This window comes from Enterobacter cloacae complex sp. ECNIH7 (genome assembly GCF_002208095.1).
Lineage (GTDB): Bacteria > Pseudomonadota > Gammaproteobacteria > Enterobacterales > Enterobacteriaceae > Enterobacter > Enterobacter cloacae_M.
On record NZ_CP017990.1, the window covers coordinates 1,038,965 to 1,062,684 of the forward strand.

The 23,720-nt window shown below is 48.0% G+C and carries 22 protein-coding genes, 1 tRNA gene and 4 pseudogenes; 11 read left to right on the top strand and 16 right to left on the bottom strand.

The annotated features are described in order from the left end of the window. The first annotated feature begins 1 nt into the window (after position 1). Together WM95_RS05020 and WM95_RS27770 are read left to right on the top strand one after the other, a co-directional pair. Positions 2 to 982: pseudogene (locus WM95_RS05020) on the top strand (IS5-like element ISKpn26 family transposase). Continuing rightward, a complete protein-coding gene (locus tag WM95_RS27770; protein WP_305955147.1) occupies positions 964 to 1,218 on the top strand; it encodes a hypothetical protein in 255 nt (84 codons plus the stop codon). Before WM95_RS05020 ends, WM95_RS27770 begins: the two are co-directional and overlap by 19 nt. Here the strand turns inward: WM95_RS27770 and WM95_RS05025 are convergent. Continuing rightward, positions 1,120 to 1,365 (bottom strand): annotated as a pseudogene (locus WM95_RS05025) (dihydrodipicolinate synthase family protein); the annotation flags it as partial. The gene WM95_RS27770 and the pseudogene WM95_RS05025 sit on opposite strands and share 99 nt — an antisense overlap. 20 nt (positions 1,366 to 1,385) lie before the next feature. Continuing rightward, entirely contained in the window at positions 1,386 to 2,081 is a 696-nt protein-coding gene (locus tag WM95_RS05030; RefSeq protein ID WP_023336806.1) for a B3/B4 domain-containing protein, read from the bottom strand. Between the two features lie 43 nt (positions 2,082 to 2,124). Between WM95_RS05030 and WM95_RS05035 the strand changes: the two genes are divergently transcribed. Next, positions 2,125 to 2,727 carry a helix-turn-helix domain-containing protein gene (locus WM95_RS05035; protein WP_001581470.1) on the top strand — a complete coding sequence of 201 codons (603 nt, stop codon included), beginning with the start codon at positions 2,125 to 2,127 and terminating at the stop codon, positions 2,725 to 2,727. Between the two features lie 62 nt (positions 2,728 to 2,789). Beyond that, positions 2,790 to 3,235 (top strand): annotated as a pseudogene (locus WM95_RS27375) (GNAT family N-acetyltransferase); the annotation flags it as partial. 568 nt (positions 3,236 to 3,803) lie between these two features. Here WM95_RS27375 and WM95_RS05045 read toward each other — a convergent pair. The 5 genes and pseudogenes from WM95_RS05045 to WM95_RS05070 form a co-directional block, all read right to left on the bottom strand. Next, positions 3,804 to 4,424: an inovirus Gp2 family protein gene (locus WM95_RS05045; RefSeq protein WP_023336807.1), complete on the bottom strand. Its 621-nt coding sequence runs from the start codon at positions 4,422 to 4,424 to the stop codon at positions 3,804 to 3,806. A 462-nt stretch (positions 4,425 to 4,886) separates the two neighbouring features. Further along, on the bottom strand, positions 4,887 to 5,651 hold the full coding sequence (locus tag WM95_RS05055; protein WP_006809977.1) for a hypothetical protein: 765 nt from the start codon (positions 5,649 to 5,651) through the stop codon (positions 4,887 to 4,889). A 135-nt stretch (positions 5,652 to 5,786) separates the two neighbouring features. After that, positions 5,787 to 6,008 (bottom strand): helix-turn-helix domain-containing protein, encoded by a 222-nt coding sequence (locus WM95_RS05060; RefSeq protein WP_003847740.1) that lies wholly within the window; start codon positions 6,006 to 6,008, stop codon positions 5,787 to 5,789. Beyond that, on the bottom strand, positions 6,005 to 6,319 hold the full coding sequence (locus tag WM95_RS27100; RefSeq protein WP_094320684.1) for a hypothetical protein: 315 nt from the start codon (positions 6,317 to 6,319) through the stop codon (positions 6,005 to 6,007). Before WM95_RS27100 ends, WM95_RS05060 begins: the two co-directional genes overlap by 4 nt. A 240-nt stretch (positions 6,320 to 6,559) precedes the next feature. Further along, positions 6,560 to 7,959: pseudogene (locus WM95_RS05070) on the bottom strand (tyrosine-type recombinase/integrase). A 73-nt stretch (positions 7,960 to 8,032) separates the two neighbouring features. Here WM95_RS05070 and WM95_RS27380 point away from each other — a divergent pair. The 5 genes from WM95_RS27380 to WM95_RS27815 all read left to right on the top strand — a co-directional run bounded on the left by WM95_RS27380 (position 8,033) and on the right by WM95_RS27815 (position 11,319). Next, positions 8,033 to 8,109: transfer RNA gene (locus tag WM95_RS27380), tRNA-Thr, on the top strand. A gap of 1,290 nt (positions 8,110 to 9,399) precedes the next feature. After that, positions 9,400 to 9,672, top strand: coding sequence for a hypothetical protein (locus tag WM95_RS05075; RefSeq protein WP_023310510.1), 273 nt, complete (start codon positions 9,400 to 9,402; stop codon positions 9,670 to 9,672). Between the two features lie 60 nt (positions 9,673 to 9,732). Further along, positions 9,733 to 10,362 carry a helix-turn-helix domain-containing protein gene (locus WM95_RS05080; RefSeq protein WP_063408776.1) on the top strand — a complete coding sequence of 210 codons (630 nt, stop codon included), beginning with the start codon at positions 9,733 to 9,735 and terminating at the stop codon, positions 10,360 to 10,362. Positions 10,363 to 10,384: 22 nt separating this feature from the next. Further along, complete coding sequence (locus tag WM95_RS05085; protein ID WP_127851117.1) at positions 10,385 to 11,077, top strand: hypothetical protein; 693 nt, start codon at positions 10,385 to 10,387, stop codon at positions 11,075 to 11,077. A 47-nt stretch (positions 11,078 to 11,124) separates the two neighbouring features. Further along, complete coding sequence (locus WM95_RS27815; RefSeq protein ID WP_074166117.1) at positions 11,125 to 11,319, top strand: DUF1187 family protein; 195 nt, start codon at positions 11,125 to 11,127, stop codon at positions 11,317 to 11,319. Between the two features lie 138 nt (positions 11,320 to 11,457). Here the strand turns inward: WM95_RS27815 and catA are convergent, their stop codons facing one another. The 7 genes from catA to WM95_RS05120 all read right to left on the bottom strand — a co-directional run bounded on the left by catA (position 11,458) and on the right by WM95_RS05120 (position 18,897). Next, positions 11,458 to 12,135 carry a type A chloramphenicol O-acetyltransferase gene (gene catA / locus WM95_RS05090; RefSeq protein WP_063408774.1) on the bottom strand — a complete coding sequence of 226 codons (678 nt, stop codon included), beginning with the start codon at positions 12,133 to 12,135 and terminating at the stop codon, positions 11,458 to 11,460. Positions 12,136 to 12,198: 63 nt separating this feature from the next. Next, positions 12,199 to 14,130: a putative bifunctional diguanylate cyclase/phosphodiesterase gene (locus WM95_RS05095; RefSeq protein ID WP_088544655.1), complete on the bottom strand. Its 1,932-nt coding sequence runs from the start codon at positions 14,128 to 14,130 to the stop codon at positions 12,199 to 12,201. A gap of 17 nt (positions 14,131 to 14,147) precedes the next feature. After that, the gene (locus WM95_RS05100; RefSeq protein ID WP_045356353.1) at positions 14,148 to 14,642 is read right to left on the bottom strand and encodes a molybdopterin-dependent oxidoreductase; all 495 of its coding nucleotides are present in this window, start codon (positions 14,640 to 14,642) and stop codon (positions 14,148 to 14,150) included. A gap of 400 nt (positions 14,643 to 15,042) precedes the next feature. Further along, positions 15,043 to 15,630, bottom strand: a complete 588-nt coding sequence (locus WM95_RS05105; RefSeq protein ID WP_063408772.1) for a cytochrome b — start codon at positions 15,628 to 15,630, stop codon at positions 15,043 to 15,045. Further along, positions 15,627 to 16,700: a catalase family peroxidase gene (locus WM95_RS05110; protein WP_063408771.1), complete on the bottom strand. Its 1,074-nt coding sequence runs from the start codon at positions 16,698 to 16,700 to the stop codon at positions 15,627 to 15,629. The genes WM95_RS05105 and WM95_RS05110 overlap by 4 nt, the downstream gene beginning before the upstream one ends. Before the next feature lie 162 nt (positions 16,701 to 16,862). After that, entirely contained in the window at positions 16,863 to 17,474 is a 612-nt protein-coding gene (locus tag WM95_RS05115; protein WP_063408770.1) for a flavin reductase family protein, read from the bottom strand. Positions 17,475 to 17,691: 217 nt separating this feature from the next. Beyond that, positions 17,692 to 18,897 (bottom strand): L-dopachrome tautomerase-related protein, encoded by a 1,206-nt coding sequence (locus tag WM95_RS05120; protein WP_088544656.1) that lies wholly within the window; start codon positions 18,895 to 18,897, stop codon positions 17,692 to 17,694. Positions 18,898 to 19,006: 109 nt separating this feature from the next. On the opposite strand from WM95_RS05120, the gene WM95_RS05125 reads away from it, so the two are divergent. After that, positions 19,007 to 19,906 carry a LysR family transcriptional regulator gene (locus tag WM95_RS05125; RefSeq protein WP_063408768.1) on the top strand — a complete coding sequence of 300 codons (900 nt, stop codon included), beginning with the start codon at positions 19,007 to 19,009 and terminating at the stop codon, positions 19,904 to 19,906. A 16-nt stretch (positions 19,907 to 19,922) separates the two neighbouring features. After that, positions 19,923 to 20,432, top strand: a complete 510-nt coding sequence (locus WM95_RS05130) for a hypothetical protein (protein ID WP_063408767.1) — start codon at positions 19,923 to 19,925, stop codon at positions 20,430 to 20,432. 31 nt (positions 20,433 to 20,463) lie between these two features. Here WM95_RS05130 and WM95_RS05135 read toward each other — a convergent pair whose 3' ends face one another. Together WM95_RS05135 and WM95_RS05140 are read right to left on the bottom strand one after the other, a co-directional pair. Next, positions 20,464 to 22,248: a diguanylate cyclase gene (locus WM95_RS05135; protein WP_063408766.1), complete on the bottom strand. Its 1,785-nt coding sequence runs from the start codon at positions 22,246 to 22,248 to the stop codon at positions 20,464 to 20,466. Between the two features lie 118 nt (positions 22,249 to 22,366). Continuing rightward, a complete protein-coding gene (locus WM95_RS05140; protein WP_059446603.1) occupies positions 22,367 to 23,476 on the bottom strand; it encodes an AI-2E family transporter in 1,110 nt (369 codons plus the stop codon). Positions 23,477 to 23,720: the final 244 nt, after the last annotated feature.

Below are 23,720 nucleotides of genomic sequence, written 5' to 3' on the forward strand. Positions count from 1 at the left end.
CATGAGCCATCAACTCACCTTCGCCGATAGTGAATTCAGCACTAAGCGCCGTCAGACCAGAAAAGAGATTTTCTTGTCCCGCATGGAGCAGATTCTGCCATGGCAGAATATGACCGCTGTCATCGAGCCGTTTTATCCCAAGGCGGGCAATGGCCGACGGCCCTATCCGCTGGAGACCATGCTGCGTATTCACTGCATGCAGCATTGGTACAACCTGAGCGACGGTGCCATGGAAGATGCCCTGTACGAAATCGCCTCCATGCGCCTGTTTGCCCGATTATCCCTGGATAGCACCCTGCCGGATCGCACCACCATCATGAATTTCCGCCACCTGCTCGAGCAGCATCAACTGGCCCGTCAATTGTTCAAGACCATCAATCGCTGGCTGGCCGAAGCAGGCGTCATGATGACCTAAGGCACTTTGGTGGATGCCACCATCATTGAGGCACCCAGCTCTACCAAGAACAAAGAGCAGCAACGCGATCCGGAGATGCATCAGACCAAGAAAGGCAATCAGTGGCACTTTGGCATGAAGGCCCACATTGGTGTCGATGCCAAGAGTGGCCTGACCCACAGCCTAGTCACCACCGCGGCCAACGAGCATGACCTCAATCAGCTGGGTAATCTGCTTCATGGAGAGGAGCAATTTGTCTCAGCCGATGCCGGCTACCAAGGAGCGCCACAGCGCGAGGAGCTGGCCGAGGTGGATGTGGACTGGCTGATCGCCGAGCGTCCCGGCAAGGTAAAAACCTTGAAGCAGCATCCGCGCAAGAACAAAACGGCCATCAACATCGAATACATGAAAGCCAGCATCCGTGCCAAGGTGGAGCACCCGTTTCGCATCATCAAGCGGCAGTTCGGCTTCGTGAAAGCCAGATACAAGGGGCTGCTGAAAAACGATAACCAACTGGCGATGTTATTCACCCTGGCCAACCTGTTTCGGGTGGACCAAATGATACGTCAGTGGGAGAGATCTCAGTAAAAACCGGAAATAACGCCAGAAATGGTGGAAAAAATAGCCTAAATAGGCTGATTCGATGTGTTTGCGGGAAAAAAATCGGCCCAGATCCGCGAAATTTTAATCAGCGAGTCAGCTTGGGAAGAAATGACCTGCTTATTCGCACCTTCCCTGACTGCCCCCACACACACCATAACAGGGATATCCCCAGCAACCTGTTTTGCCAGAGTCGCGACACGTTTGCGCTGCTCCGGGGTTAGATAGGCGTAGCTACCGGTAGACCCCAGAATACCCATTGAATCCACCCGTGCCGTCGTAAGGCGGGCCAAAATATTATTGAATCCCTTTTCATCGACGCCGTTGGCGGTAACAGGGGTCATTGGGAAAGCAGACAAGCCGGTGAACATGGTGTTTCTCCTCAATGGTATTACGGTTGTTGCTCTTCAATGAGAGTTACGTCAACCCGCAGACCTGGCGTCATTGCTTCGAGGCCATCGGTCAGCATCTTCCCGGCTTCGTGAAGTTTTTCCAGTGGCATTTGCGGCAGACTCTCCAGAATAAACCACATGTGCTGTGCTTCCACATCTAAGCGGGTTCTGACTCCTTGTCGCCAGTTCCAGCGACGGCAGGTCACACCGGCATCATCACGCCAGATAACTTCACCTTGCGAAGGATATTCAACGGCGATTTCACCCTCTTTTACCGTATCAAACGGCTCAGTGCCTGTTGCCACAACGAGGCGTGGTAGCCCCTGATAGGCAGCAATGTTCTCGCCCCCCACCGGCACGGCGTAGCGAAGGCTAACGGCATTATAGAGATCAACGATGGGGTCAAGTGCTGGCATCGCGCCGTCACGTAATACACGCTTACGTAACGCATCAGCTGAACAAGGGGTGCGTTTAGGCTTAGCGCCAAACGTCTGAAAAATCTCAGCCCATGCAGCTAAATGCGATTCTGCCCACTCAGGCTCACCGACAAGAACCGCTTCACAAGCTTCTCTCAGCGCTGTTTCACCAATATCAGGGTTCAGCACCGGCGCAGCGTTTACATAGATACTGAGTGCCCGGAAACCGGGTGCAATACGATAAATTTCAGGGGCAATTGACGGAGATACTGTTAACACGGAATAATCCTGTAATGACCAATTTAAATCATGATAATGACCAATGACTAAAAAAGTCAATTTAATGACCGATGCTGGTTCGATTGCCAGCACAGTAAATGAAGCTGTATCTCAGCGGATTAAGCTGTATCGCAAACAAAAAAAAATCTCCCTTGATGAACTCTCCCGCCGGGCGGGCGTCAGCAAGGGTGCACTGGTTGAAATTGAGGGGTGCCGGGCAAATCCCAGTATTGCTCTGTTGTGCCGCCTGGCCGTCGCGATGGGGGTTTCGGTGGCAGACTTTGTGGATGTCAGTTCGAAACCAACGGTGCATCTCATCGCTGAAGAGGAAATCCCCGAATTATGGCAAGGCGAAAAAGGCGGACGAGCCAGACTGCTTGCAGGATCAGGTGGCCCTGATATGACCGAGATGTGGATGTGGGAAATGCAACCGGGGGAAAAGTTTGCTTCCCCCGGCCACACAGATGGAACGCTTGAATTGTTTTACGTCCAGGAAGGCACACTCACACTGGGTGTACAAGATCACCTGTATCAAGTGAACACCAACTGTTCGGCAACCGCGAGAACAGACGTTGCGCATTGCTATGAAAACCGAGGAGCGAGCCCATTGGTGTTCATCATGACGGTACATGAGAAATCATCCTGAGAGTTACCCAACATACCGTTCGGTCCTGTCTCGTCACATATTCGTTTACAAGGAGTTAATCAGTGGATAACCCGCATCTCAGTTTTACTAAAGACCTGTTTACGGTCACAACCGATCCCGCTTTTTTGAGCTGGAAGCCATTCATGATTACCTTTCGCAATCGTCCTGGGCTCCTGGTATTGATATAGAAACGGTCAGTGTATCTATCCAGAACAGCCTTTGTTTTGGCCTACTGGATGGCACAAGACAGATCGGTTTCACCCGTCTGGTGACAGACTTTGCCACTTTTGGTTATTTGTGCGACGTCTACGTGCTGAACGACTATCAGAAAAGTGGCCTCGGTCGTTGGTTGATTGAATGCTGTCACGCCCATCCATTGATGTCACGCCTGCGACGGATAATGCTGGTCACTGACAGCGCCCCTTGGCTATACCAGAAAATGGGGTATCTCCCGTTGAACCGACCAGACTTTGTCTGGCAGATCAACCGACCAGACATGTATCGTAAAACCGAAGGTACTGTAACAGTTGAAAAAGTAGGGGCGGCATTTGCATTGATCAAATGCCACCATAGGCCTGAAGCAGAATATGAATTTACTGGTGAGTTTCTCGGGCTTTCACACGAGCTGAAGTTTGCAGGGAAGAATTTACGAGAACTGAGAGAAACTGGCTGTTCTATTTATGGAATTTATCAGGATGAATACGGCATGACCTTACTTCCTGATCATCCCGGCATTAAACTGGCCGAAATACTAGCGGTATCAAATATAGGACTGAATAAATTTTCGGTTTACATGGGATGTCGCGAGCAAGAGATAGTTGAATTGTTGAACGGTTCAGTTTCACTGACGAAAGCTATGGCACTCCGGTTATCGCATGTAGTCGGTGGAAGTTGGTCGAAGTGGATGTTAATTCAAGAGCAGTTTGAATTACAGTTGGCACAACGAGAGATTAAAGAATTAATGATTTTGACTAATATCGGGGATGAGGTCGTTGGATTATAGTAAAACAACCATCTTTAACTGATGGGTTTGGCCTTTCCATCCATAAGAAAGGCCATTTCTGTAAAAAAATAAATTACCCGCGACTGCAGCCGAAGCTACGGTCGCCATCTCCGTATACTTTTGTATCAAGTTTAGCCAGGTAGTCAAGACGATTCAGTAATTTATTGTATTCTCCTTCAAAGTTAAAATCATTGACGTCTAATATATAACGACAATTTTCAGGGTAGTGAGCCAATCCCGGATAATCATCCAGTTCCAATCCCAGTGCGCTATACCATGCTCTTACAATCATCATCCTTAAATTGCTTTCAGCCTCATAATCACCTAAATGGTAATAAGCATCTTTGTTAAAAAAAAGACCAATATGAAAATGACATTTTCCCTCTTCGGAAAACTCCCTTACCCAAACATGACGAACTCGGTTTGGATATATTCTTTTACCGTTGGCGGCTCTGGCTCTCTCATTGGCCTCCAACATGGCATTTAATGCATTACGGAAACGGGATATGGCACCAGGCTCTAGATTAGGAAAACAGCAAACAGTATCACCTCTGTCTAGAATGGGGGGGTAATGTACATCAACACGTAATGCCATTGTTCTGGGGAATTCACTGAGTGCATCATTGACGACTCGTTCAATATTTTTTTTATAGGCGAGCACATGCTCACCATGTGAACCATGATATAATTCCATGTTTCGATCCTGTAGCTAGTCCTACGGCTTTCGATAGCCGTATATAGTAATATGATAAGACATAGTTGAATGTCTGTAATTAGTTATGTTAATTAACTGTTGGTAGTAATGATTGCTTTATAATACCTTTCCAACAATAAAACTTGTTATCAACCCATTACCCGTGCAGTAAAATACTTAAAAAGTAACTCTGCAATTATGATCATCCAAAGATACCATTATCCCAGTATCTTTTTACCGTGGAAATGCTTATTCCTAAGATCTTTGCCACCTTGGATTGAGAGTAATGCTTAGCCTTCTCATTCTGAATTAGATAAGAATATTTACTTCCTTCAGGTCTTCCCTGCATTTTCTTTGGTTTTGTTTTGTTAGTAGGCATCTTTTGCTCTCATCTAGCTATTAGGCAATAACTCCATACTGTCGAGATGTATGTAAACTAAGTGGTTATGCTTAACATTGGTATCAGAATGTATGGTTTACTTCACCGTTAAAGGGATTAATAATGATGGCATCTCCTCCTTTCATCGCCTTTTGAGGTGTATCGCCTTCGGCAATTACCGGAACCATTACCGCTAGATCATTTGTGTAATAAATTGGTATCCAGCAATAGCATGATTGTTTAGGGGGAGTTTTATTTCTTTTCAATACTGCCTCAACTCCAAATGTAATAAGTTCAAAGATTGGCATAATCACAATGCTGCTCAAATCAAAAAAACAACCATCGTAGACTGTGTCCTTTATCAGTATGATATTAGATAACCCTCCTGCAATGAGATGTTTGCGGTTCACGCGCCGATCTGTGTAAATAAAAATTGCTTTTTTTACATTGAAACTTTTTATAATGTATGAGAGCTTTTCATGAATTAATTTTTTTTCGCTCTTACCCATCTTATCATGAGGTATTTTGTGCGCATAAAAATCTTGATCGACAACCTCGTTCCGGTGTCGAATGTGAGTGTTCCAGACGGAATAAAAAAACTCTTCGTAAGTTAATTTTGGCTCACCCCGTGCGATTGAGGGGGCCTTCTCTTCAAAAATACAGCCTAATGTTGACTCCAAAGTTTGAGCTATATGATATTGCGATGTTATTTTATTCAATGCTGGGGCTGTGGCGTTTAACAAAAATGATATCACCTCTGACCTAGAGTATCCTTTTGCATTGCTATAGTCGTCGATTGCATCAATAGTTGATTTTTTGTTTGCGCTGAAAGTGATGCGTTTTTTCATATGTATCCTTGACTTTCGTTAATGTAAAATGTGATAAACGGTGGTGATTTAGTATCTTTTATTGACGGATTGTTTCTGTTAATTAAGCCAGCTATTCTTTAGAATAGCTGGGGAGTTATGATTTTGAGGCTGCTGTTAATTACAATATACTGAGAAGGTTAATAGGAACCTATCAATGTCTTTGCGTAACCAATAATGTCGGCTGTTAATTTTCTTTGGGCGTGGTAAACCATTAGGCAGCTTGTCTTGGCAAAGCCATTTTCGAATTGTTTGGGCTTTAAGGTTTAATAGATGTGCTAACTCACTTGTGGAAACAAGTTCAGATAAAGATGTTCTGGATTGCTCATATATGCTCATGCTACCACCTCAATGATTGAGATGCAGGCATATACAAAAAGTAATGAAATTAGAAGGGAAAGAAAGGACCAAAAAGAAAACGAAAAAGCCAAGCTTGAATAAGCTTCAGGGTCAGGGTCACTACCTTCGCTTGAGCCGGATGAGGTACTTTTAGTTGATTTAGACGCATTACCTTGCGAGTTTTCGGCCAGATTTTTGTGCGAGATGATACGTGCAAAAAAAACGCCCAAAGTTTTATGTCGATTGTTTTTATTGTATAAAGAGTTTTTTTCATTGAGGTGTCCAAGAGCAGCTCGAATCCTGATGTTCATCTGTCTTTCCTGAAATATGGACTCAGCACAGGTTTGTCGCTGCTTACTAGAACGAACAACTTTGATCTTACCCACGACCCGTACTATTCGAGCCTTTGAGCTAGTTTGCGCAGAACTCATCAAAGAATTAGACATAATGCTTTATCTCCTGATTTAAAAGTGGACGATGGAATTTAAACCTTAAAATACACTTATGTCAACGATGGATGTTGTTCTGTAATCTATTGATATTAAATGAAATCAACGCATATCAACGGTTATTTTTTTACAATATTTGCTTGCTGTAAGATCCACCTCTCAATTTTTTCATGCCATTTGCGCAACAGATCTAACGGACGACGGCGGTAGTGTTTTTCCGCCAGTGCACTTGGTTTGTGTCCCATAATTTGAGCAACAATACCTGTTGGCACTTCAACCCATTCAGCAAGAGTGCCAAAACTACGGCGTAAGCCGTGAAGGCTGATATGTGGTAACTCAGCTCGAGCTAACGCTCTGTTGTGTCCTGAACGCGGTTCAATAATTTTGCCACTTTTGCTGTTACTTCTGAAAACCCAACCCTCCTTATTTACGTCAGAATTTGGGAATTGCGCTAGCGCACTTAACAGCTCAGAAACATAAGGAGTGAGAGGGATGATACGTTCGCCTTCGATCTTGTCTTTAATCCTCATGCTTGACCATTTGAAATCTACGTCAGACCACCGAAGTGACGCAATTTCTTCACGCCGTGCACCGGTGAGCAAAAGTACTTGGAGATAGGCCGATGCAATGGGATTATTGAGGCTACGTACGGCACTGAACCAGATTTTTAACTGTTCTTTTTGTAAGCAATCTCCCGCTTTACTCGCTGATACTGGAACCACTTTTCTCACGTTATGATCTTGTGCAATATCGCCATGGATTATTCCCTGATATTTTTTCTGGTAATTAGCCCATTTGATAAATGCACGCAACAGCCGGTAGGCATGAGCAGTGACGGTAGGCCGATTTTGTCTCTCTGTACTTAGCCATGCGGCAATGTTCTCTGGTGTTAGTTCCGATAACGGTAGGTCGAGTAAGCTAGCCAATGGTCCAGCCGAGGTTGGGCCCCGGCCTCTTTTTTTACTTACCCCTCCACGGCTGGACAAGTTAATGTGATCGGCAATGTATCGAGTAGAATATGGGCGTTTAGTTTTTGCGCTGATTCCGGTTCTCAATTCTTCAAGGTAATCTTCCCAAGCGCTTGTGAAGGTTACCTTCGTTTTACGAGATTCAGCCTGCTGTGATTCCTCTTCAGCAATTTTTTCTGCCTTAGCTATACGCGGATCTATCCCAGTATCGATTAATGTTTGCAGCCGCCTGGCTTCGGCCCTGGCATCATCAATCCTCCAATCGTTAATGTTGCCAATGGTCATGCGAAGGGTTTTTCCCGCATATACGCTTTGGAACACAAAAGCTTTTGTTCCGCGAGTTGCCCGACATGCCAGGGAAGTTACGTCCGCATCCCAAAGAAATGCCTGGGTTTTTCCTTCAGATAAAGCAAATTTTCGAATGCGCTCGAAGGTGAGTTTTTGTCTTGGAAGTGCCATTTTGGGGCTCCAGATGAGAAATGTTACATCACCATAATGTAACTGCTGGTGTAAGTAAAATGGGGGAATAAACATCAACACCTGTCAATTTTTATCAACAGGTGTTTTTAATAACACAATGTTTTATAATGAATTACTTGTTTTAAGAGTAGGTTTTTAAAGGGGTAAAAATATAATAACGTCGCATTCGTAATGCGAAGGTCGTAGGTTCGACTCCTATTATCGGCACTCACACAACAAAATCCTTTAAAAAAAACAATGGATTGAGATAAATCTTGTTCTCAAGATACAATCTTTTTTAAGGGATTCTATGACCAACAGTTGCCGCTATAGTTAACAGTGGCTACTCAGGGACGTAAACACGTAGCGGTCTGTCGCTGTAAAGCCCTAACAGGTACAAAGCGTGCACAGTCAACACGAACCACAATCAATCCTAATCAGATGACGTAGCCACCGTCTCTAAACCATCCCGACAGGCATTTAAGGCGGATGTGCGGCCTTGTGGCTGCGTAAATCGGTAATGAGTGGTATACCGGCTCTGCCAGCACTTCTCTCACGCTCCTGACGGTACACGAGCACCCTGATAAGGCGTGAACTTTCTGGCAGTCTCATTCTTTTTTTTTACTTCAAAGGTAACAAAGAAGGGGATCATGTTCGTAGATATTCTTCTGCCTCGTTACCATGGGCAGATCCTGTTACCGATAGCCGGTCCGCGCTGCGTATGACCGACATGTCGGGTGGCCCGAACAGCATGGTGAACGTCGACGGCACCATACTGAGGATCAATCATGCGCGGACGTTTAGGCGGTGGGCTGTGGGGAAGCAGAAGGACGCAGTCAGGCTGGGAAGGGGATCGGTTTCTGGAACACCAGCAGGCGGATTTTACTCATGCCGGAAACGGTATCTCAGCCCGGCAAAATGGGCGCAGAAAGTTATTCGTTTTGGCCGCATGTCAGAATTTTTTCATCGCAAAGCTTTCCGGATGTAGTTATGACTGAGTGAGAGAGACATTCCCTGTTAATTTTTACAGCAGAACTGGGAACGTCAAAGTCATCTTAATCCGGAAGCAAGGCATTTTTTATCTCACTGAATGCGAGTGGTTTGTTTTGTACCCGAGAATTTAAATAAGTTAGGATTCATTGTGACCTCATGAATTGTGGCAATGAACCAACTTTTTCACTTGAAACGAATTAATATATGAAAAATAAAGCCATGTCCGTAATAATGATTAGTCAGCTTCTGCTATTGCTATGCTTTCATTAAATAAAGCCAAAAAATAAATTTTTGTGCTGTTATTATATGACTGATAAAAAGTGACAATACAGTATGGTTATAAATGGAAGTTTAAAAAATTATATTTCAATGAGTTGATTATTGGCAGGTTACTTGCTGATTATTGGCAGGTTACTTGCTATAGATCCCAATTTGGACTCGATAATTATTTGAGTTTCTACGCCTTAAGGCTATGCTTAAAAGCATTATCTGATATCGTATAAAAGGTTCAACGGGAGATTTATGCAAACCGTGATTAACTTAAAAACGGAAAAACAGACGCTTATTGTCCTCCACTCGTTTGAGGATTTTAAAAAATGGTATTTGCGTTTTTTTGATTTGAGTATTTTTGCCGAAGGTGAAGTGAGTGCCCTTCTGAATGAGGGGAAACCTGAGCATTATCCCTGTATACCTCTGATTCTTGATAAAAATATGAATCTTATATTTTTTGATGCAACGTCTGTAAACTGCTGGTGTGAACAGTTGAAGTCCATCACCTTAAAACATAAGCATTAAGTTGATAAATGCAAAACCTGTGCTATATATTATACCTACTGGCTTGTTTTGGTTGCAACTATGAAAAAAAAATCAACCCGCACTGATACCCATTATCTTAAAGTGATAATGGAAAAAATTGAACCATTTTTAAATTATGAGATTTATGGTGCAAATACACGGTTTACTATTAATGAAAAACATAACGAAAAATGTTATTTCATTAAAAGCGGTGCGGTTTCGTTGTATCGGTATCCTGACGGAGTATTACTGGAAATTTTTGATGCGCCGACACTAAGAGGTTACATACCACTCATTAAAGACAGTGAAACAGAATATGTTATCAAGCTATTATTAGCATCCGAGGTTGCGATTGTTTCCAAAGAAGCATTGTTTAATTTATTATCGACTCAAAATTTATGGGAAGAGTTCGCACGTTATCAAATGGCGCTTATTTCATCTGTATCAGAAGTCATTTACAGACTATCGACGCCTAACAGTTATGAGTCAATCCGCCATCAGTTGATTGAATTGATGGCAAAGCCGAGTGAAATCAGGGAACTCATTACGGCTGAGAACTATATCCGCTGTAAAACCCGCATGTCCCGAAGCAGTATAATGCGGATATTATCGGATCTTAAAACAGGTGGTTATATTACGATTGAAAGAGGGATTCTACGTGGAGTGCATAATCTCCCGCTAAAATACTAGGATAATCTTCACGGATTCAGAGGTGATAATTATTACAGACGTGACAGGAAGAACGTATAACAGGATGTTTATTTTGCGAAGAGTTTATATTATCTCTGATGATCAATTTTTTGCACTGGGTATTGCTAGCCTTTTTTATATGGTAAATGCAAACATCATTCGCCCGGAAGATATATTTAATAAAAAACAAGTCATTGAAGAAGGGATTTGCTATTTATACATAAAAAACAGAAAGTTGCATCAACAGTTGTGTCATTATTTCAGATGTATGCCGTGTAAGTTTATATTTTTTTTGCCAAACGCACATTGTGATATAGAAGCAAAGTTTAGGTATTATTTCTGGTCTGCCAAAATAGATCTTCACTCTTTGATGAAAAGAACAGCACAGGTCTCACTCTATTACAATTATAATGTTCATTTCACATTAAGTTCTGCGGCTCAGAGAAGTATGGAATTAATTTCACAGGGTGTTGAAACATATGTCACCAGGATTAAGGCCAGCAATAAAGATGCTAAAGTAGTCCATAGACATTACCGGGCTGTCATCAAGTCTGTAGGAATTGAGAGCGTAAGCGTTCATAATTTATTTCTTACAGAATATATCGCTGTAAGTCATATGTTGATGGTCTGGCTTTCAAGTCGGACAGAACGTACTATATTTCGGAATCTGAAACAACAAAAGATTGTTAATGCTGGATTGATTCACTCAGTATAAGTTTCAGTAATTAATATTATCTATATAGAAGCATTAAGAAAGGAAAAATGTATCTAATCACAGGATTAATACACAAGGCAGGGGGAGCGCCTGTCACATGGAAACATTATTCTTCCCATAAGCTTACACTGGAGCAGTGTGTAAAAATGCTATCCAGGCCAAAGGCGGCGGGTAAAAGCTATGGATATCCGGTTACGATTACTGATTACCACTGCAAAAAAATGGTGGGAAATGACCGGTAAAATACCCCTCATAAAAAATGAAGGCTGACACGAGAGGAGCATTGTCTGCTAGCTTGACGAGCGGAAGGATGAGTTATGGAAAAGCATCACCCTGATACTATATTACTTATGATAAAGAGTATGCCCAATTTTTGCGCATTAGCCATTACATTCTTCCGACAGCGCTGGCAAACCATCACACATCACCTGCAGCTCATTAAACATCCTTGCCACATGGAAACCATCGCACACCGAATGATGGACCTGCACCGCGAGAGGTAACAACACTTTTCCATCCTGCTCGTAGTATTTTCCAAACGTGAACATAGGAGAAAAGAAGTTCTTCATGTGCGCAATGTTCATCGTAAAGTTCGTAAACGTTACCCACGGAATAGACGAGACGAAAAAGACGTTTTCACGGGACTCTTCCTTAGGCCAGTATGAAAGACTATTTCCATAGCGGGCCGTATCTTCTGCATACGTGTTCTGGAAGTGATGAATATTGCCGTCGAAGTGGCTCCACAATGACGAAAAGGTTTCCGTTTCTGGGTGGAAGATGGTGTAGCTGGGATGAATTTCATTCCATATGACAAGCTCATTGTCCTTCATGGCCATACGGAATTCAGGATGCCGGTTCATGATTTTAGAGAGGAGGGAAATAATCGTCGGATAAAACTTCCAGCCGACCTCTTTGATATGTTTTCGCAGCGCGGTGATGTCGATCAGAACCGTTTGGTTAATTGTACACTCAGCAAATGACTGGAATACTTCAAAATGTTCCTTCCTGGCCCAGCGAGATAAATCAACAGGCGTATATTCCGGGGCTGTTTTTTTCATTGTTTAACCTTTGATTATCAATCACCTGAAGGGTTTAGGGCCAGAAACAACCGCGTAACCATTTCAACCGTATCTAATCTTCCTGTCAATCTCAGCCTGTGGTTTTCCGAACAGGTATCCCTGCACGAGATCGCAGCCAAGCGCCTGAAGACGTTCAAGCTGCGCTTCGGTTTCAACGCCTTCTGCAATGACCCTCATATTGAGGCTCTTCGCCATGCCGGTTATCAATTTAACGATATTAAGGGCATCATCCTGCGTGGATATCGGGTTCACAAAGGATTTGTCGATTTTAATTTTATCAAAATTCAGTTCAATCAGCCGTGAGAGCGACGAATAACCCGTCCCGAAATCATCGATTGAAATTTTTACACCCAGCGTTCTTAGCTTTTTGAGAATAGTGATCGGCGTATTGCTGTCACTGAAGAGCGAAGACTCCGTAACCTCTAATTCAAGACGGTTTGCCGGAAGCCCTGTCTCCTTCAGGATGGACTGTACCATCGCCGTAAAGGATTTCGTGCCCAGCTGAACGGGTGAGACGTTAACAGAGATCCTTGCCGGAACCGTCCAGGAGACCGCTTCCCGGCAGGCAAGCTCAAGCACATTTTTGCCAATCTGATTGATCATCCCCGTTTTTTCAGCGACAGAGATAAAGTAATCAGGTGACAGTATCCCCTTAACCGGGTGTATCCAGCGAATAAGCGCTTCGTAGCCGTAAATTTCATTGCTGAATGAATCGACAATAGGCTGGTAATAAACAACGAATTCATGGTTATCGATCGCCAGTGCCATATCATGTTCAAGGGTTCTGCTTTCCTGTAACTTTTGCAGCATCCACTGACGGAAGACTTTTATCTGATGTGAACCCTCTTTTTTGGCTTCGTAGAGCGCCAGATCGGCAAATTTATAAAGATAATCAGAGCGCCTTTCATTATCAGATAAAACAATACCCACACAGGTGGCGATTTTTATCAGCTGGTTATTAATCGTATAGGGCTGGCTGATATGCTCGCTGATCTCTTTGGCGCGCGAAACGGCTGCTGTTTCGGTGAGGCCACTGGACAAAAGGGCGAACTCGTCTCCGCCCAAACGGTAAAACGTATCAGTGGCGCTGCTCATTGAGGTGAGGCGTCTGGATACCTGATTCAACAGCAAATCTCCGGCATCATGGCCATAGGTATCGTTGACCTCCTTGAACCGGTCTAAATCAAATAGCATTACCGTGACAGGGGTGTGGTTTTTATCGGCCTGAAGAGTAATTTTGTTGAGATCGTCCCAGAAGAAAAGGCGGTTCTTCATGCCGGTGAGGGAGTCATGATAAACATCATACTCCAGCTTCGAGTTCTGAATTTGCAGCGTTTCTTTTGATATCTGAAGCTCGTCAGCAAGGCTTTTAACCTGCATGTGCGCTTTGAGAATGTTTTTATTCTGGTAGATCATTAAGAAACCCAGAATAAAGCTTAATATCACCAGTAATAATGAAAGTACCGAATAAATATAATAAAGAATCTGTATTTTATGGTTGGATTCATTAACCGTGTTAATATCTTTCGTTAGTGCCGTTGCAGAAAGTTGGCTCAGCGGTGCGTCGAGATCGTGCATATTTGTCAGGTATGCCTGTAACTCTGGATGGCTCATTTTTTCAAGATGACTATCCAGATAGGCCAGTATTTTCTCTAAGCGAAAAGCAAGCTCCTGATGCGCTTTATCGCTGTCAATATAGCGACCTAAATCTCCCCCATTCATTAAATCGCTCTGGCTTAGCATAATTTCAAGACGCATGCGAACCTGGTCTATCGTAACGTCATCGGTATCGGTTGCGTATAGACCAAGCCATGATTCAAAACGGTAATACTCTGATACCAGTTGTGCCACGGACCAGGACTCAGTGTATTGAGTCAGTTTTTGCAATTCCTGCTGTCGATCGTAAACAAGAAATGCAATATATCCTGTCGTGATAAAAAGAGAAAAAATGATACCAACCAGTATCCTGTTCATTATGTTCTCCTGAACGACTACTCAATCTTCATTTTGCTAACCTGCCATGCTGAACGCGAGTAATAAATTTGATTATTCAACTCAGGAAGACTGTCATAGGGGTATACAATGAATGATGGGCCTTTATCGCGAATGCGCATATATTCGCCATTGATCTTTAAGGCAAGTATGGCGTTGTATTTTTTAAAGTCGCTGAGAGGGATCACGGTAGAGTAATCATTGAGCGCAATAACATTAACATTAGTTCCCTTCGCACCCACATAATCCATGAGTTTATTCATGGGAACACCCTCAAACTTCGTACGACCGTTATACCAAGGAGATGTCGTCTCAAAACTGACCACACCCAGTTTTTCAAGGCTGGCGAGATCAAACACTGCTTTTCCATTTTCATTGGTATTTTCTATATTACCGTAAATCGTTAAAATGGGTTTACCAACTGGTTTTGGCAGTTCGCCAGCCCAGGTTACACTTTGTACGAGACAGCATAACAGCAGTAGGGTTAATCGCATTTTGACCTCCACCTTTTTAACATAAGTATAAGAATTATAATTTAGATATCACACGAGTTGATATATTTTGTTGGGGAGTAAGGGGTTTTATCGTTTTTGTTGAGATAAACGCATTTTAATCAATGGGTTATGTGTTGCGGATGACAGAGAGTTTGACACTCGAGCGACGCTTAACTTTTTGATAAAAGCTAAAATTGTGGGCACAAATGCTCTTCTGTTTAAAAAATAATCGCTTTAATTGATTGATATTAACTTCCACGACAATTTTGGGGTGTCCGTGGCTTTTTGGGGCGCGAATCTGGAGACTAAATACGCGTCCCGGTTGTGTCCGTTGTTTCAGGATGACGACGATAAGCGAGGACACGACCATTCTGATGGTGCGTGTCCCATATCGCTTGCCTTACTTCATGTCATCCTGGATGGCTGACGCCGACTTCCCCCCTTTCGCCATGCTGGAAAACACTGCGTCCCGGTAGATCCACGCATGAACGAGTGCGGCAGAGAGATGGACCAGCACCACAGTAAAAAGCAACTTTGCCAGAAGGCTATGGGCGTCGTGACACCAGGCATACAGCGCTGGGCTGGTCGGGACAATCGCCGGCAGGTTGACGCCATCAAACATCACAATCGGCAGGCCCGCTGCCGACAGTTGCGCCCAGCCCAGCAGTGGCATTGCCAGCATTAACCCATACAACATCCAGTGTGATGCCTTTGCGGCAAGCACCTGCCAGACGGGCAAATCGGCAGGTAGTGGAGGCGTCCGGCTAAGGAGCCGGTTGACCAGACGCACCACTGCCAGCAGTAAAATGGCGATACCCAGCGGCCGGTGCAGGTCGATTAACCAAATCCGGTGATGTAACGACGTCATCATCGCGGCACCGATGAAAAGCATCGCCAGGATCATCCCCGCCATCAGCCAGTGCAGGCTTCGCGCCAGGATATTGAAATGCTGCGGCGCGTGCTCTCGTATATTTTTATTCGGGCTCATTTTACCTCCTGCTTTTGCACGGCTTCAGTGGCCTTGCCGTAGCCGATTTCCCGCTCGCGGCGACTGAAAGAGTGGGAGTAGGCTGCGGAGCGGGCGTTTAAGATGGGATCATCAGACACCGCAACGCCTGCAGGAACGACAGAAGGATCAAAGTTAACGTCGCGGCACGCGCCTATGGATTGTGCTTCGACCCGCGTCACTTCCAGCGTGCCGGCCACCATCTGCTTGCGATCCTCCGGCCATGGCTGGGAAGGATCATCCACCGGATCGCCCGGCTGTGCGAGCTGCAAAACGTAATCCCAGTAGAGTGGCTTCTGCGCCAGACGCTGACGCAGGTTTTCAAACAGGAAGTTGTCATCGGCTTTCTGTCGTTGTTCATCGCTCATAGAAAGGAAAGGCTCGTGCGGACGCATCATCCAGCGAACGGCTTGACGATCCCCCTGCGTGTTCACAAGATAAAAGGCGTTAATGCTGTAAAACGTCGCGCCCGCGAAGCTGCCGGGCGCGGGTTTTTGTGCCGCCCATTTAAGGTATTTCTCCGCCTCCGGGTACGCTTTCAAAAAATCTGCGAGACGCTGCGGATCCGGTTTCCCGGTGGCCGCATCAACAGCCGTGGCTTTTCGCAAGGCCAGAAAACCTTCCGGGCTGTGGGTGGCGAAGAAAGGCTCGTTGTTCATCGCCATTCGCCATTGTTGCTTGTCATCTGTCTTCAGCAGCAGCGCCATGCTCAGGGTTTTGGTCGTACTATCCGGGGCATGCGGATCGCCGGTACCAATAGAGAACCGGCCCACCACGGGCACTTCCTGCTGCGAGAAGAGGCGGGAGGTTGAAAGAGAATCCGCCGATCCGTTTGGCGTAAAGGTGCCGGTAAAGCAGATGCCTTTTCCATGCGCGCGGCGAAAACCCGGCGGGAAGGGTTTCGGTGTTTCACCTACCAGTGCCTGGCTGACCGTGCGTGAACCAAGCCAGCCCGCCGTCCATGCAAAAGCAGATGCCAGCGTACCGGCGACAACGGCGATCGCTGCCAGCGCGCCCCAGGTTTTTTTTGATTTTAAATCCAGTTTCGACATAGACGTTTTTCCGGAACAAAATATCTTCACATGTCATGCACAACGTAGTGCGCGTGACATGTGTTAATACGGTGGCGAATATGGCTCGAGTATAGGAACTAAGGGGCGTAAAGAAAGAATCTCACGAAAAGTTTAAACCTTTCCGCTGTCAAAAAGGCCGGTTTACTCATCGTGTCGGAAGTTATGACCGAGCCGGTGACCCAGCGAGAAATAGTGGCGAAACAGGTAATAGAGGGGATTCCATTTCTGCACGTTAAATTTCACCCCTCTCTGAGTACGAATTAATAATGCCTCAGAAACGTGGACGCAGGTTATCGCGGCATCAACGGACACCAGGTTCCCCTGTGAACCTGTCAGGGGCGCTATACCGCAAACCCGAGCCTCTATTTGTACAGGACACTCTTTAATTCTCAATGAGTTAATCGTTACTGCCTTTTCTTTATGGAAATTTCCGCAGCTAAACTTATCCGGTTCAAAAACATATCCCATCTTTTTCTTCCATTCCGGTGGGGATGCTTTTCCCGTTTTATTTGCGATAGCTTCAATATTCGGCCAGAGCCTGCTGTCCGGAATGTTCAGAACAATATCGGGGTTGCCCATGATATTTTCATAACACTTTCCGGAGGTGCCAGGCCCGAATACGATATTCCGATCAAGGATCCACCACGAGGAGACCGGGCTCAGGTTGGTTGAACCGTCAGGATTTTGGCTGGAGATAATGGCGACCGGTGTACCAAAATATAAAGAAGCAAAATCGACCTGCTGGGTTTTCATTTTATCATCCTCTGATTAACGAAGGCCCAGTCTACGTTGTGCAAACGTGCGTTACTTCGGTGAAGCGTGAAGTAAAATGCGGCTCACGGAATATCCAGGAGCGCAATGTTAACCGCTTCTTCCTGAGCAGGGGGAAGACACCACGTTCAGCCTTTAAGGAAATAAGATCGTGTAAAATCAGGAGCCCCCATATGCTGGGCTCCTGGTTTATTTGCCCTTATTTTTGTAAAGCATCGAGACGCAAGCGCCACAAATCATAGCGTTCCTCTCCCGGTTTAACGACTCCCGCGAAGTGGTCACTGAGGCGACTCGAGGTAAATACAAGGTCTCCGTTCGGACGGATTGCCGGCGTGTCTGGCCAGCGCACCTCTTCGCTTGCCGCAATCAGCGACATGGAAAGGGTCTTAGGGTCGTATCTGACGATACCATTGCGTGTGACATCGGTAATGTAGAGGTTACCTTTTTCATCTGTCACCATACCGTCGGTGTTGCCTCCCACTCTGCCCAGATCGCGGATCTGTTCGGCGATTTGCACATCGGTTGAAGCTGGCTGTCTGAGTATTGCGGTCGGTACCGCATAAGCACGCGTGCCGGTTGTCACTGTCCAGTACAGCGTGTTCGCATCGGGAGAAAGTGCAATGCCATTGATGCCAATCAGCAATGGTTTACCCGGCCATACTTCAGCCCCGTGCGAGACAACGTTAACGCCAGGTTCAATCTGCAGCGCAGGGTGACGATCGAGTACGCGTCGTGCCCTACCGGTGGCGAAGTCCACGACAATCACGCCCACACGGTTTTCCGGCGCACTCCGCGAGCCGCTGTCGGAGATATAGGCGACACGGCGGTTCTCATCGACCACCACATCATTAAGGAAGCTGGCCTTGCGGTCCGCTACGCCATCCAGGGCGATACGTTTGATAGTGCGGCCAGAGTGGAGATCCAGTACAAGCAGTTTCTGCGCCCCCACGGGGGATTCTGTTTCGCCTGCAACAAACCCCATGTCCAGCGCCCATAGCCAGCCGTTTTTACGGTCAACATAAAAACCGAGCACGTTGCGCAGGCTCTCAGCGGGATCGGTGTTTACCGCATTCCCCTCGCGGGAGGGAAACGCCGTCAGGCGGGCAGGGCCAGACTGCGCAGTGGTATCAAGAATGCTTAATGTCGCGGGAGCCGCAGCTGAAACCAGCCGGGGCGTGCTGACAAAGGCCCGGTCCATTGCATCAAAGTGGATACCCGCAATAGGGGCATTGACCGAACCGGAAAACGTCGCCGGTATCTTTCCGTCTTGAGCGGCATCCCAGCTCACGCCGGCGTAGCTTCGCCAGCGCTCCAGAGGCGGGTTATTCGCCGCGTTGACTACACTCGGGAAAGTAAACAATGCCGCCAATGCGATGGCGGGCAGAATAAGGGGGCGGTTGAACATTGAAAGTCTCCGGTGGCACGTTCAGGTGATGAATGTAGGCCACTTTACTCATCGCCCAACGGGAGATAAATTAGCCAAATTGAAAAAGATTTGTTCCTGAGAGAGCAAAATGAGCCGAAAATTCGATTACCTCGGAGACGTTGAAGTCCTCATTGCTGTTGTTGAACATGGCTCTTTTACTGCCGCAGCGGTTGCCCTTTCAACCACTCCTTCGGTACTGAGTCGCGCGGTCACCCGCCTGGAAGCGCGTCTTGGAAGGCAGCTGTTACAGCGCACGACCCGCCGGGTGGGGCCGACTGAAGCAGGGCGCGTCTATCTTGAGCAGGCGCGCTCCGCGTTTTCTCTGCTTGATGACGCCGAACGCGATGGACGCGGTCAGGAGGGCGATCTGACCGGTCGCGTGAAAATGAGTGTCCCGACGACCTATGCCCACTACCGCCTGCCGCCGCTGCTGGCTCGCTTTACCCAACACTACCCGCGCGTTCAGGTTGAATTGAACATTACCAATCGCAACGTTGACCTGATCGCGGAGGGGTTCGATCTGACGATCCGTCTGGGACAGTTGCCTGACAGTGGGCTTGTGGGGCGAAAGCTGGAAGACGCGGCATTGCTTCTGGTCGCCTCCCCGGACTACCTGCATCGAAGAGGGAAACCTCAGACGCTGGAGGAGTTGCTGCGCCATCAGTGCCTGCCGTTTATCATGCCGCGTACCGGTCGCATTGCCCCCTGGGTATTTCGGGATGAAGGGCGCGATATTGACTGGTTGCCGGGGTCAACCATCGAAATATCAGACGATGTACTCGGCGTGGTTTCGCTCGCGGAGCAGGGGATGGGGATCTGCCAGAGCTATGAATTTATCGTCCAGGACAGAATACAGCGCGGCCAGTTAGTTGAGGTGTTGCCACAACTCCGGGGACGGTCGCGACCTTTCTCCGTGCTGTTCGCACCGCACCGACGTCAGTCGGCAGCCACCCGGGCAATGATTGACCTTCTGACCCGGCAAGAATGAGAAGGACGAGTCCACCATGAAAAAAGCGCATTTTTCCTTTTGGATCCCTCTTATCGCGGGCGGGATAGCACTGATATCGGGTTTTGTGGTCTGGTCAGTCAACATTTACCGCGTGACATACCTTTCGATCCGCGGGGAGCAGTACCTTGCCTGTGGGGCGTTGCTGCTGGCGCTGGTGCCGATGGTCTATTTCATCAGAAAGGGGAGACTGAAAGGTAAGCGCCTTGCTGACGCGGTGAAAATCTACCTCGGCTTCTTTATTTGCAGCCTGCCGGGTGCCATGTTCGTGGTCTTTACAGCGGCCTGGCTGCTGGAGGGGGACTATTCGGCCTGGAGCAAACCTTACCGGTATGAGTCCAGTACCCGCCACAGCTGCTCGGGTGCTGAAGTCTACGAGCCGGAATTAAAGAAGGAGATCCGCATCTGTAACCCGCAGGGTAACGTTTATTCCGATACCACCCTGTATGTGGAAAAGCGGAGCAATGCCCTGGGGATTGTGGTGCTCTGGGCTATCACGCGTGCCTGAACCGGGGAAAGTCAGGGCGCGAGAATAAGCGTCAGCCCGCCTCCAGCATCCCAAAGCTCACAATCCGTGCGCGGCCCAGCTCTTTCGCCCGGTACAAGGCCACATCCGCGGCGCGCAGCAGGTTGTCAGTCTGGGCATGTTGCGGGTAGCTGGCAATGCCAATCGACACGTCCACCGGCCCAATCTCGGTCAGACCGTAGCGAATCGACAGCTCATGTACGCCGGTGTAAATCGTCTGCGCGCAGGCGTGCGCCTCTGCTTCATCGGCACCGGAAAGCAGCACCAGAAACTCCTCGCCCCCGTAGCGGAATGCGAGTCCGTTGTCATGGGCAGCCCGCTGGACAATCGACGCCACGCTTTTAATCACCTGATCGCCCGCTTCATGGCCGAAGCGGTCGTTGATGCTCTTGAAGTGATCGATGTCGATCATCATGCAGCTTAACGGTTCGCCGGTGCGCAACGCCTGTGCCGTTTGGGTTTGCAGGGTATCTTCCAGATGATGACGATTACGCAGGCCGGTGAGCGGGTCGAACAAGGCTTTTTCCAGCAACGCGTCGCGCAGACGCTGGTTGGCCAGCGCCAGACCGAGCGCTTCGGCCATCAGTTCCAGATAGGCGCGGGATGGGGCGTTGTCCGCCGTAATATTCTGGAAGGAGAGCAGGCCAATGGCCTCGCCCTGGGCGATAAGCGGCACGCACAGCGAACTATCCGCCTGGGGGGCCGGAAGATGATAGCAGGCGATATCCGGCTCACCGTTTACCGGCGGGTGGCTCTGCCCGCGACGCACGGCCCAGCACTCGTCAGGGTGGAAGCTCGTCTCTTCACCAACCGGTGAAAGCCATTGCGCGACGCAGCGCATCTGCCACGGCTCCCGGTCAAGGACGTAAAGTCGGCCCGCGATCCCCGGCGCAATATTAGGCGCAAAAAGTTCCGCCACGTTAATCACATCGTTAAAGTTCTCACACCCCTGCAGCCGCTGGGTCATGCGCGCCAGCAGCTCGCGGATGGCCCAGTCGGCATCGCGTTCTCTTTCCAGACGCTGTCGCGCCAGGCCGTTTTCGCGGAAGATGCGGATGGCCTGGGCCATATCGCCTATCTCATCAATCTGGTTGAAATTGGGCGTTTCAACCGCGTAATCCTGGGATGCCAGGCGGTGCACCACGTCGCTCAGGCGGACCACGGGGCGCAGCACGCGGCGTTTTAATATAAAGCCGAGAACAAACAGGAACAGCAGGGCGGTCAGGCCGACCATCAGCTCAGAGGCCGTACGCAGCGCTTTCGATTTTTTTGTCGCATCCTGAACGGAGGCGATGACGCGTTTGTCGAGTATCTGGCGGAAGTGATCGAGCTGGCTCTGCGCGCGCTCCAGCTCCTGCTCATAGGGCGCACCGTAGAGCAGCGCAACGGCCTGCGCGTCTTCTCCCTGCGTCGCGCTCGTTAGTGCCGTTTGCTGCTCGTCCTGTAGCTCATCGACGATCTTTATCCCTTCATGCAGCAGGGCCAGTTCTTCATCCGATGCGCCGTTATCCTGCAACTTTTCCAGCCGAAGCTCGATGCTCTTCAGGCTGTTTTCCGCCTGGTTATATTCCTTGAGAACCTGAGGATCTTTTTTAATGACGTACAGTCGTGCTAAATCAGACTGGGCCCAGATATCGGTTTCGATATCTTCCGTGAGCTGATCAAATTTCTGCCGTTGTTCAACGGCCTGACGCTCGAGGGTATCAGCACTGGACGCCATCAGCATGATGATGCCGGAGGCGATGGTCAGGCAGACCGTGGCCCCATAGGCCCAGTTTGTTATCGTTGCGATTCGCACCTGATGATCCTTTTACGACATGAGTAGGATGGCGTTCTTCAAATTATAGAAAACGTCTGATTTAAGGCGAAAAAAAGGCGGCACATCGCCGCCTGGTGTGGTCTATATCGTCACATCCTCACAATTCTGGAGGATTTTTTCCTTCTTCGATGAAGTCGGGGTCCAGCTCTTCGGCGTTACCTTCGTGATCGCGCCCTGAGAAGAGGTTCCAGCAGGCGATAAACAGCGCGGCAATGAGCGGCCCAATCACAAAGCCGTTAATGCCGTACAGCTCCATGCCGCCGAGGGTGGAGATCAGTATCAGGTAGTCCGGCATTTTGGTGTCTTTCCCGACCAGCAGCGGGCGCAGGATATTGTCCACCAGCCCGACGATAATCACGAAGAAGCCGACAATAAACAGCCCTTGCCACAGCTGGTGGGTGGCGAACAGGAAGATGGCGGCGGGCACCCAGACTATCGCCGAGCCGATGGCGGGAACCAGCGAGAGGAAGGCCATCAGCGCGCCCCAGAGCACGCTGCCGTCAATACCGGCAATCGCAAACGCAATCCCGCCGAGGATGCCCTGAACCACCGCCACCGCCGCCGTACCTTTTACCGTGGCACGCGACACGCCGACGAATTTGGCGAACAGATGATGCTTGGCGAAATCAGACAGCGGCAGGGAGTCGAGGATCTGGCGCACCAGATACGGGCCGTCTTTCAGCAGGAAGAACAGCAGATAAAGCATGATGCCGAAGCTTATCGCAAAGCCAAACGTGCCCTTGCCAATCAGGAACGCGCTGCCGGCGAGATATTGCCCGCCCTGCAGGGCGACATCAGAGAGTTTTTTCTGGATCTGCGCCGCGTTGGTCAGGTTGTGATCCGCCAGGAAGCCGCTGGCCCAGTCAGGCAGATGGTTGAAGATGCTTGCCACCACTTCCGGGAACTGGGTGTTGTTCTCCTGAAGCTTCGTATAAACCACGTTCAGCTCAATGGCGAGCGAGGAGAGGATCACCATCAACGGGATAAAGACGATCAGGCAGATAATACCGATGGTCAACAGCGAGGCAAGCCCGTTGCGATCGCCCAGCGCGGTGCGCAGCCTGTTTTTTACCGGGTTGAAGATGACGGTCAGAATGGCGGCCCAGAGTATCGCGGAGAAGTAGGGCGACAGCACGTCGAAGAAGGCCCAGGTCACAAGGGCAAGAATAAAGATAAAGAAACCTTTGGTCAGTCCGTTAAAGCGCATCAGTCAGTCCTGGTTACTAAGAAACTGTGTCGACTATAGAACTGATTGTGAGAATTACCAACCTTGCGCCGGGTAGCGGCTGCGCCTTAACCGTCCTGCGGGCAGTGTTGCGGTATGAATCCGCTCTTCGCGGATACCACTTTCGACTGACCGAAGATCGCCTTTTCCCGCACCATGCTGTAAGTATCTGCTTGCGGAGGTGCTTATGGCCTGGCGTCCGATTCTCTATGTGATCCTCACGACC

Bases quoted from the DNA above. Each gene is read 5' to 3' on its own strand.
- WM95_RS05035 (WP_001581470.1), top strand. From the start codon at position 2,125: ATGACTAAAAAAGTCAATTTAATGACCGATGCTGGTTCGATTGCCAGC.
- WM95_RS05045 (WP_023336807.1), bottom strand. From the start codon at position 4,424: ATGGAATTATATCATGGTTCACATGGTGAGCATGTGCTCGCCTATAAA.
- WM95_RS05055 (WP_006809977.1), bottom strand. From the start codon at position 5,651: ATGAAAAAACGCATCACTTTCAGCGCAAACAAAAAATCAACTATTGAT.
- WM95_RS05060 (WP_003847740.1), bottom strand. From the start codon at position 6,008: ATGAGCATATATGAGCAATCCAGAACATCTTTATCTGAACTTGTTTCC.
- WM95_RS27100 (WP_094320684.1), bottom strand. From the start codon at position 6,319: ATGAACATCAGGATTCGAGCTGCTCTTGGACACCTCAATGAAAAAAAC.
- WM95_RS05075 (WP_023310510.1), top strand. From the start codon at position 9,400: ATGCAAACCGTGATTAACTTAAAAACGGAAAAACAGACGCTTATTGTC.
- WM95_RS05080 (WP_063408776.1), top strand. From the start codon at position 9,733: ATGAAAAAAAAATCAACCCGCACTGATACCCATTATCTTAAAGTGATA.
- WM95_RS27815 (WP_074166117.1), top strand. From the start codon at position 11,125: ATGTATCTAATCACAGGATTAATACACAAGGCAGGGGGAGCGCCTGTC.
- catA (WP_063408774.1), bottom strand. From the start codon at position 12,135: ATGAAAAAAACAGCCCCGGAATATACGCCTGTTGATTTATCTCGCTGG.
- WM95_RS05095 (WP_088544655.1), bottom strand. From the start codon at position 14,130: ATGAACAGGATACTGGTTGGTATCATTTTTTCTCTTTTTATCACGACA.
- WM95_RS05100 (WP_045356353.1), bottom strand. From the start codon at position 14,642: ATGCGATTAACCCTACTGCTGTTATGCTGTCTCGTACAAAGTGTAACC.
- WM95_RS05105 (WP_063408772.1), bottom strand. From the start codon at position 15,630: ATGAGCCCGAATAAAAATATACGAGAGCACGCGCCGCAGCATTTCAAT.
- WM95_RS05110 (WP_063408771.1), bottom strand. From the start codon at position 16,700: ATGTCGAAACTGGATTTAAAATCAAAAAAAACCTGGGGCGCGCTGGCA.
- WM95_RS05115 (WP_063408770.1), bottom strand. From the start codon at position 17,474: ATGAAAACCCAGCAGGTCGATTTTGCTTCTTTATATTTTGGTACACCG.
- WM95_RS05120 (WP_088544656.1), bottom strand. From the start codon at position 18,897: ATGTTCAACCGCCCCCTTATTCTGCCCGCCATCGCATTGGCGGCATTG.
- WM95_RS05125 (WP_063408768.1), top strand. From the start codon at position 19,007: ATGAGCCGAAAATTCGATTACCTCGGAGACGTTGAAGTCCTCATTGCT.
- WM95_RS05130 (WP_063408767.1), top strand. From the start codon at position 19,923: ATGAAAAAAGCGCATTTTTCCTTTTGGATCCCTCTTATCGCGGGCGGG.
- WM95_RS05140 (WP_059446603.1), bottom strand. From the start codon at position 23,476: ATGCGCTTTAACGGACTGACCAAAGGTTTCTTTATCTTTATTCTTGCC.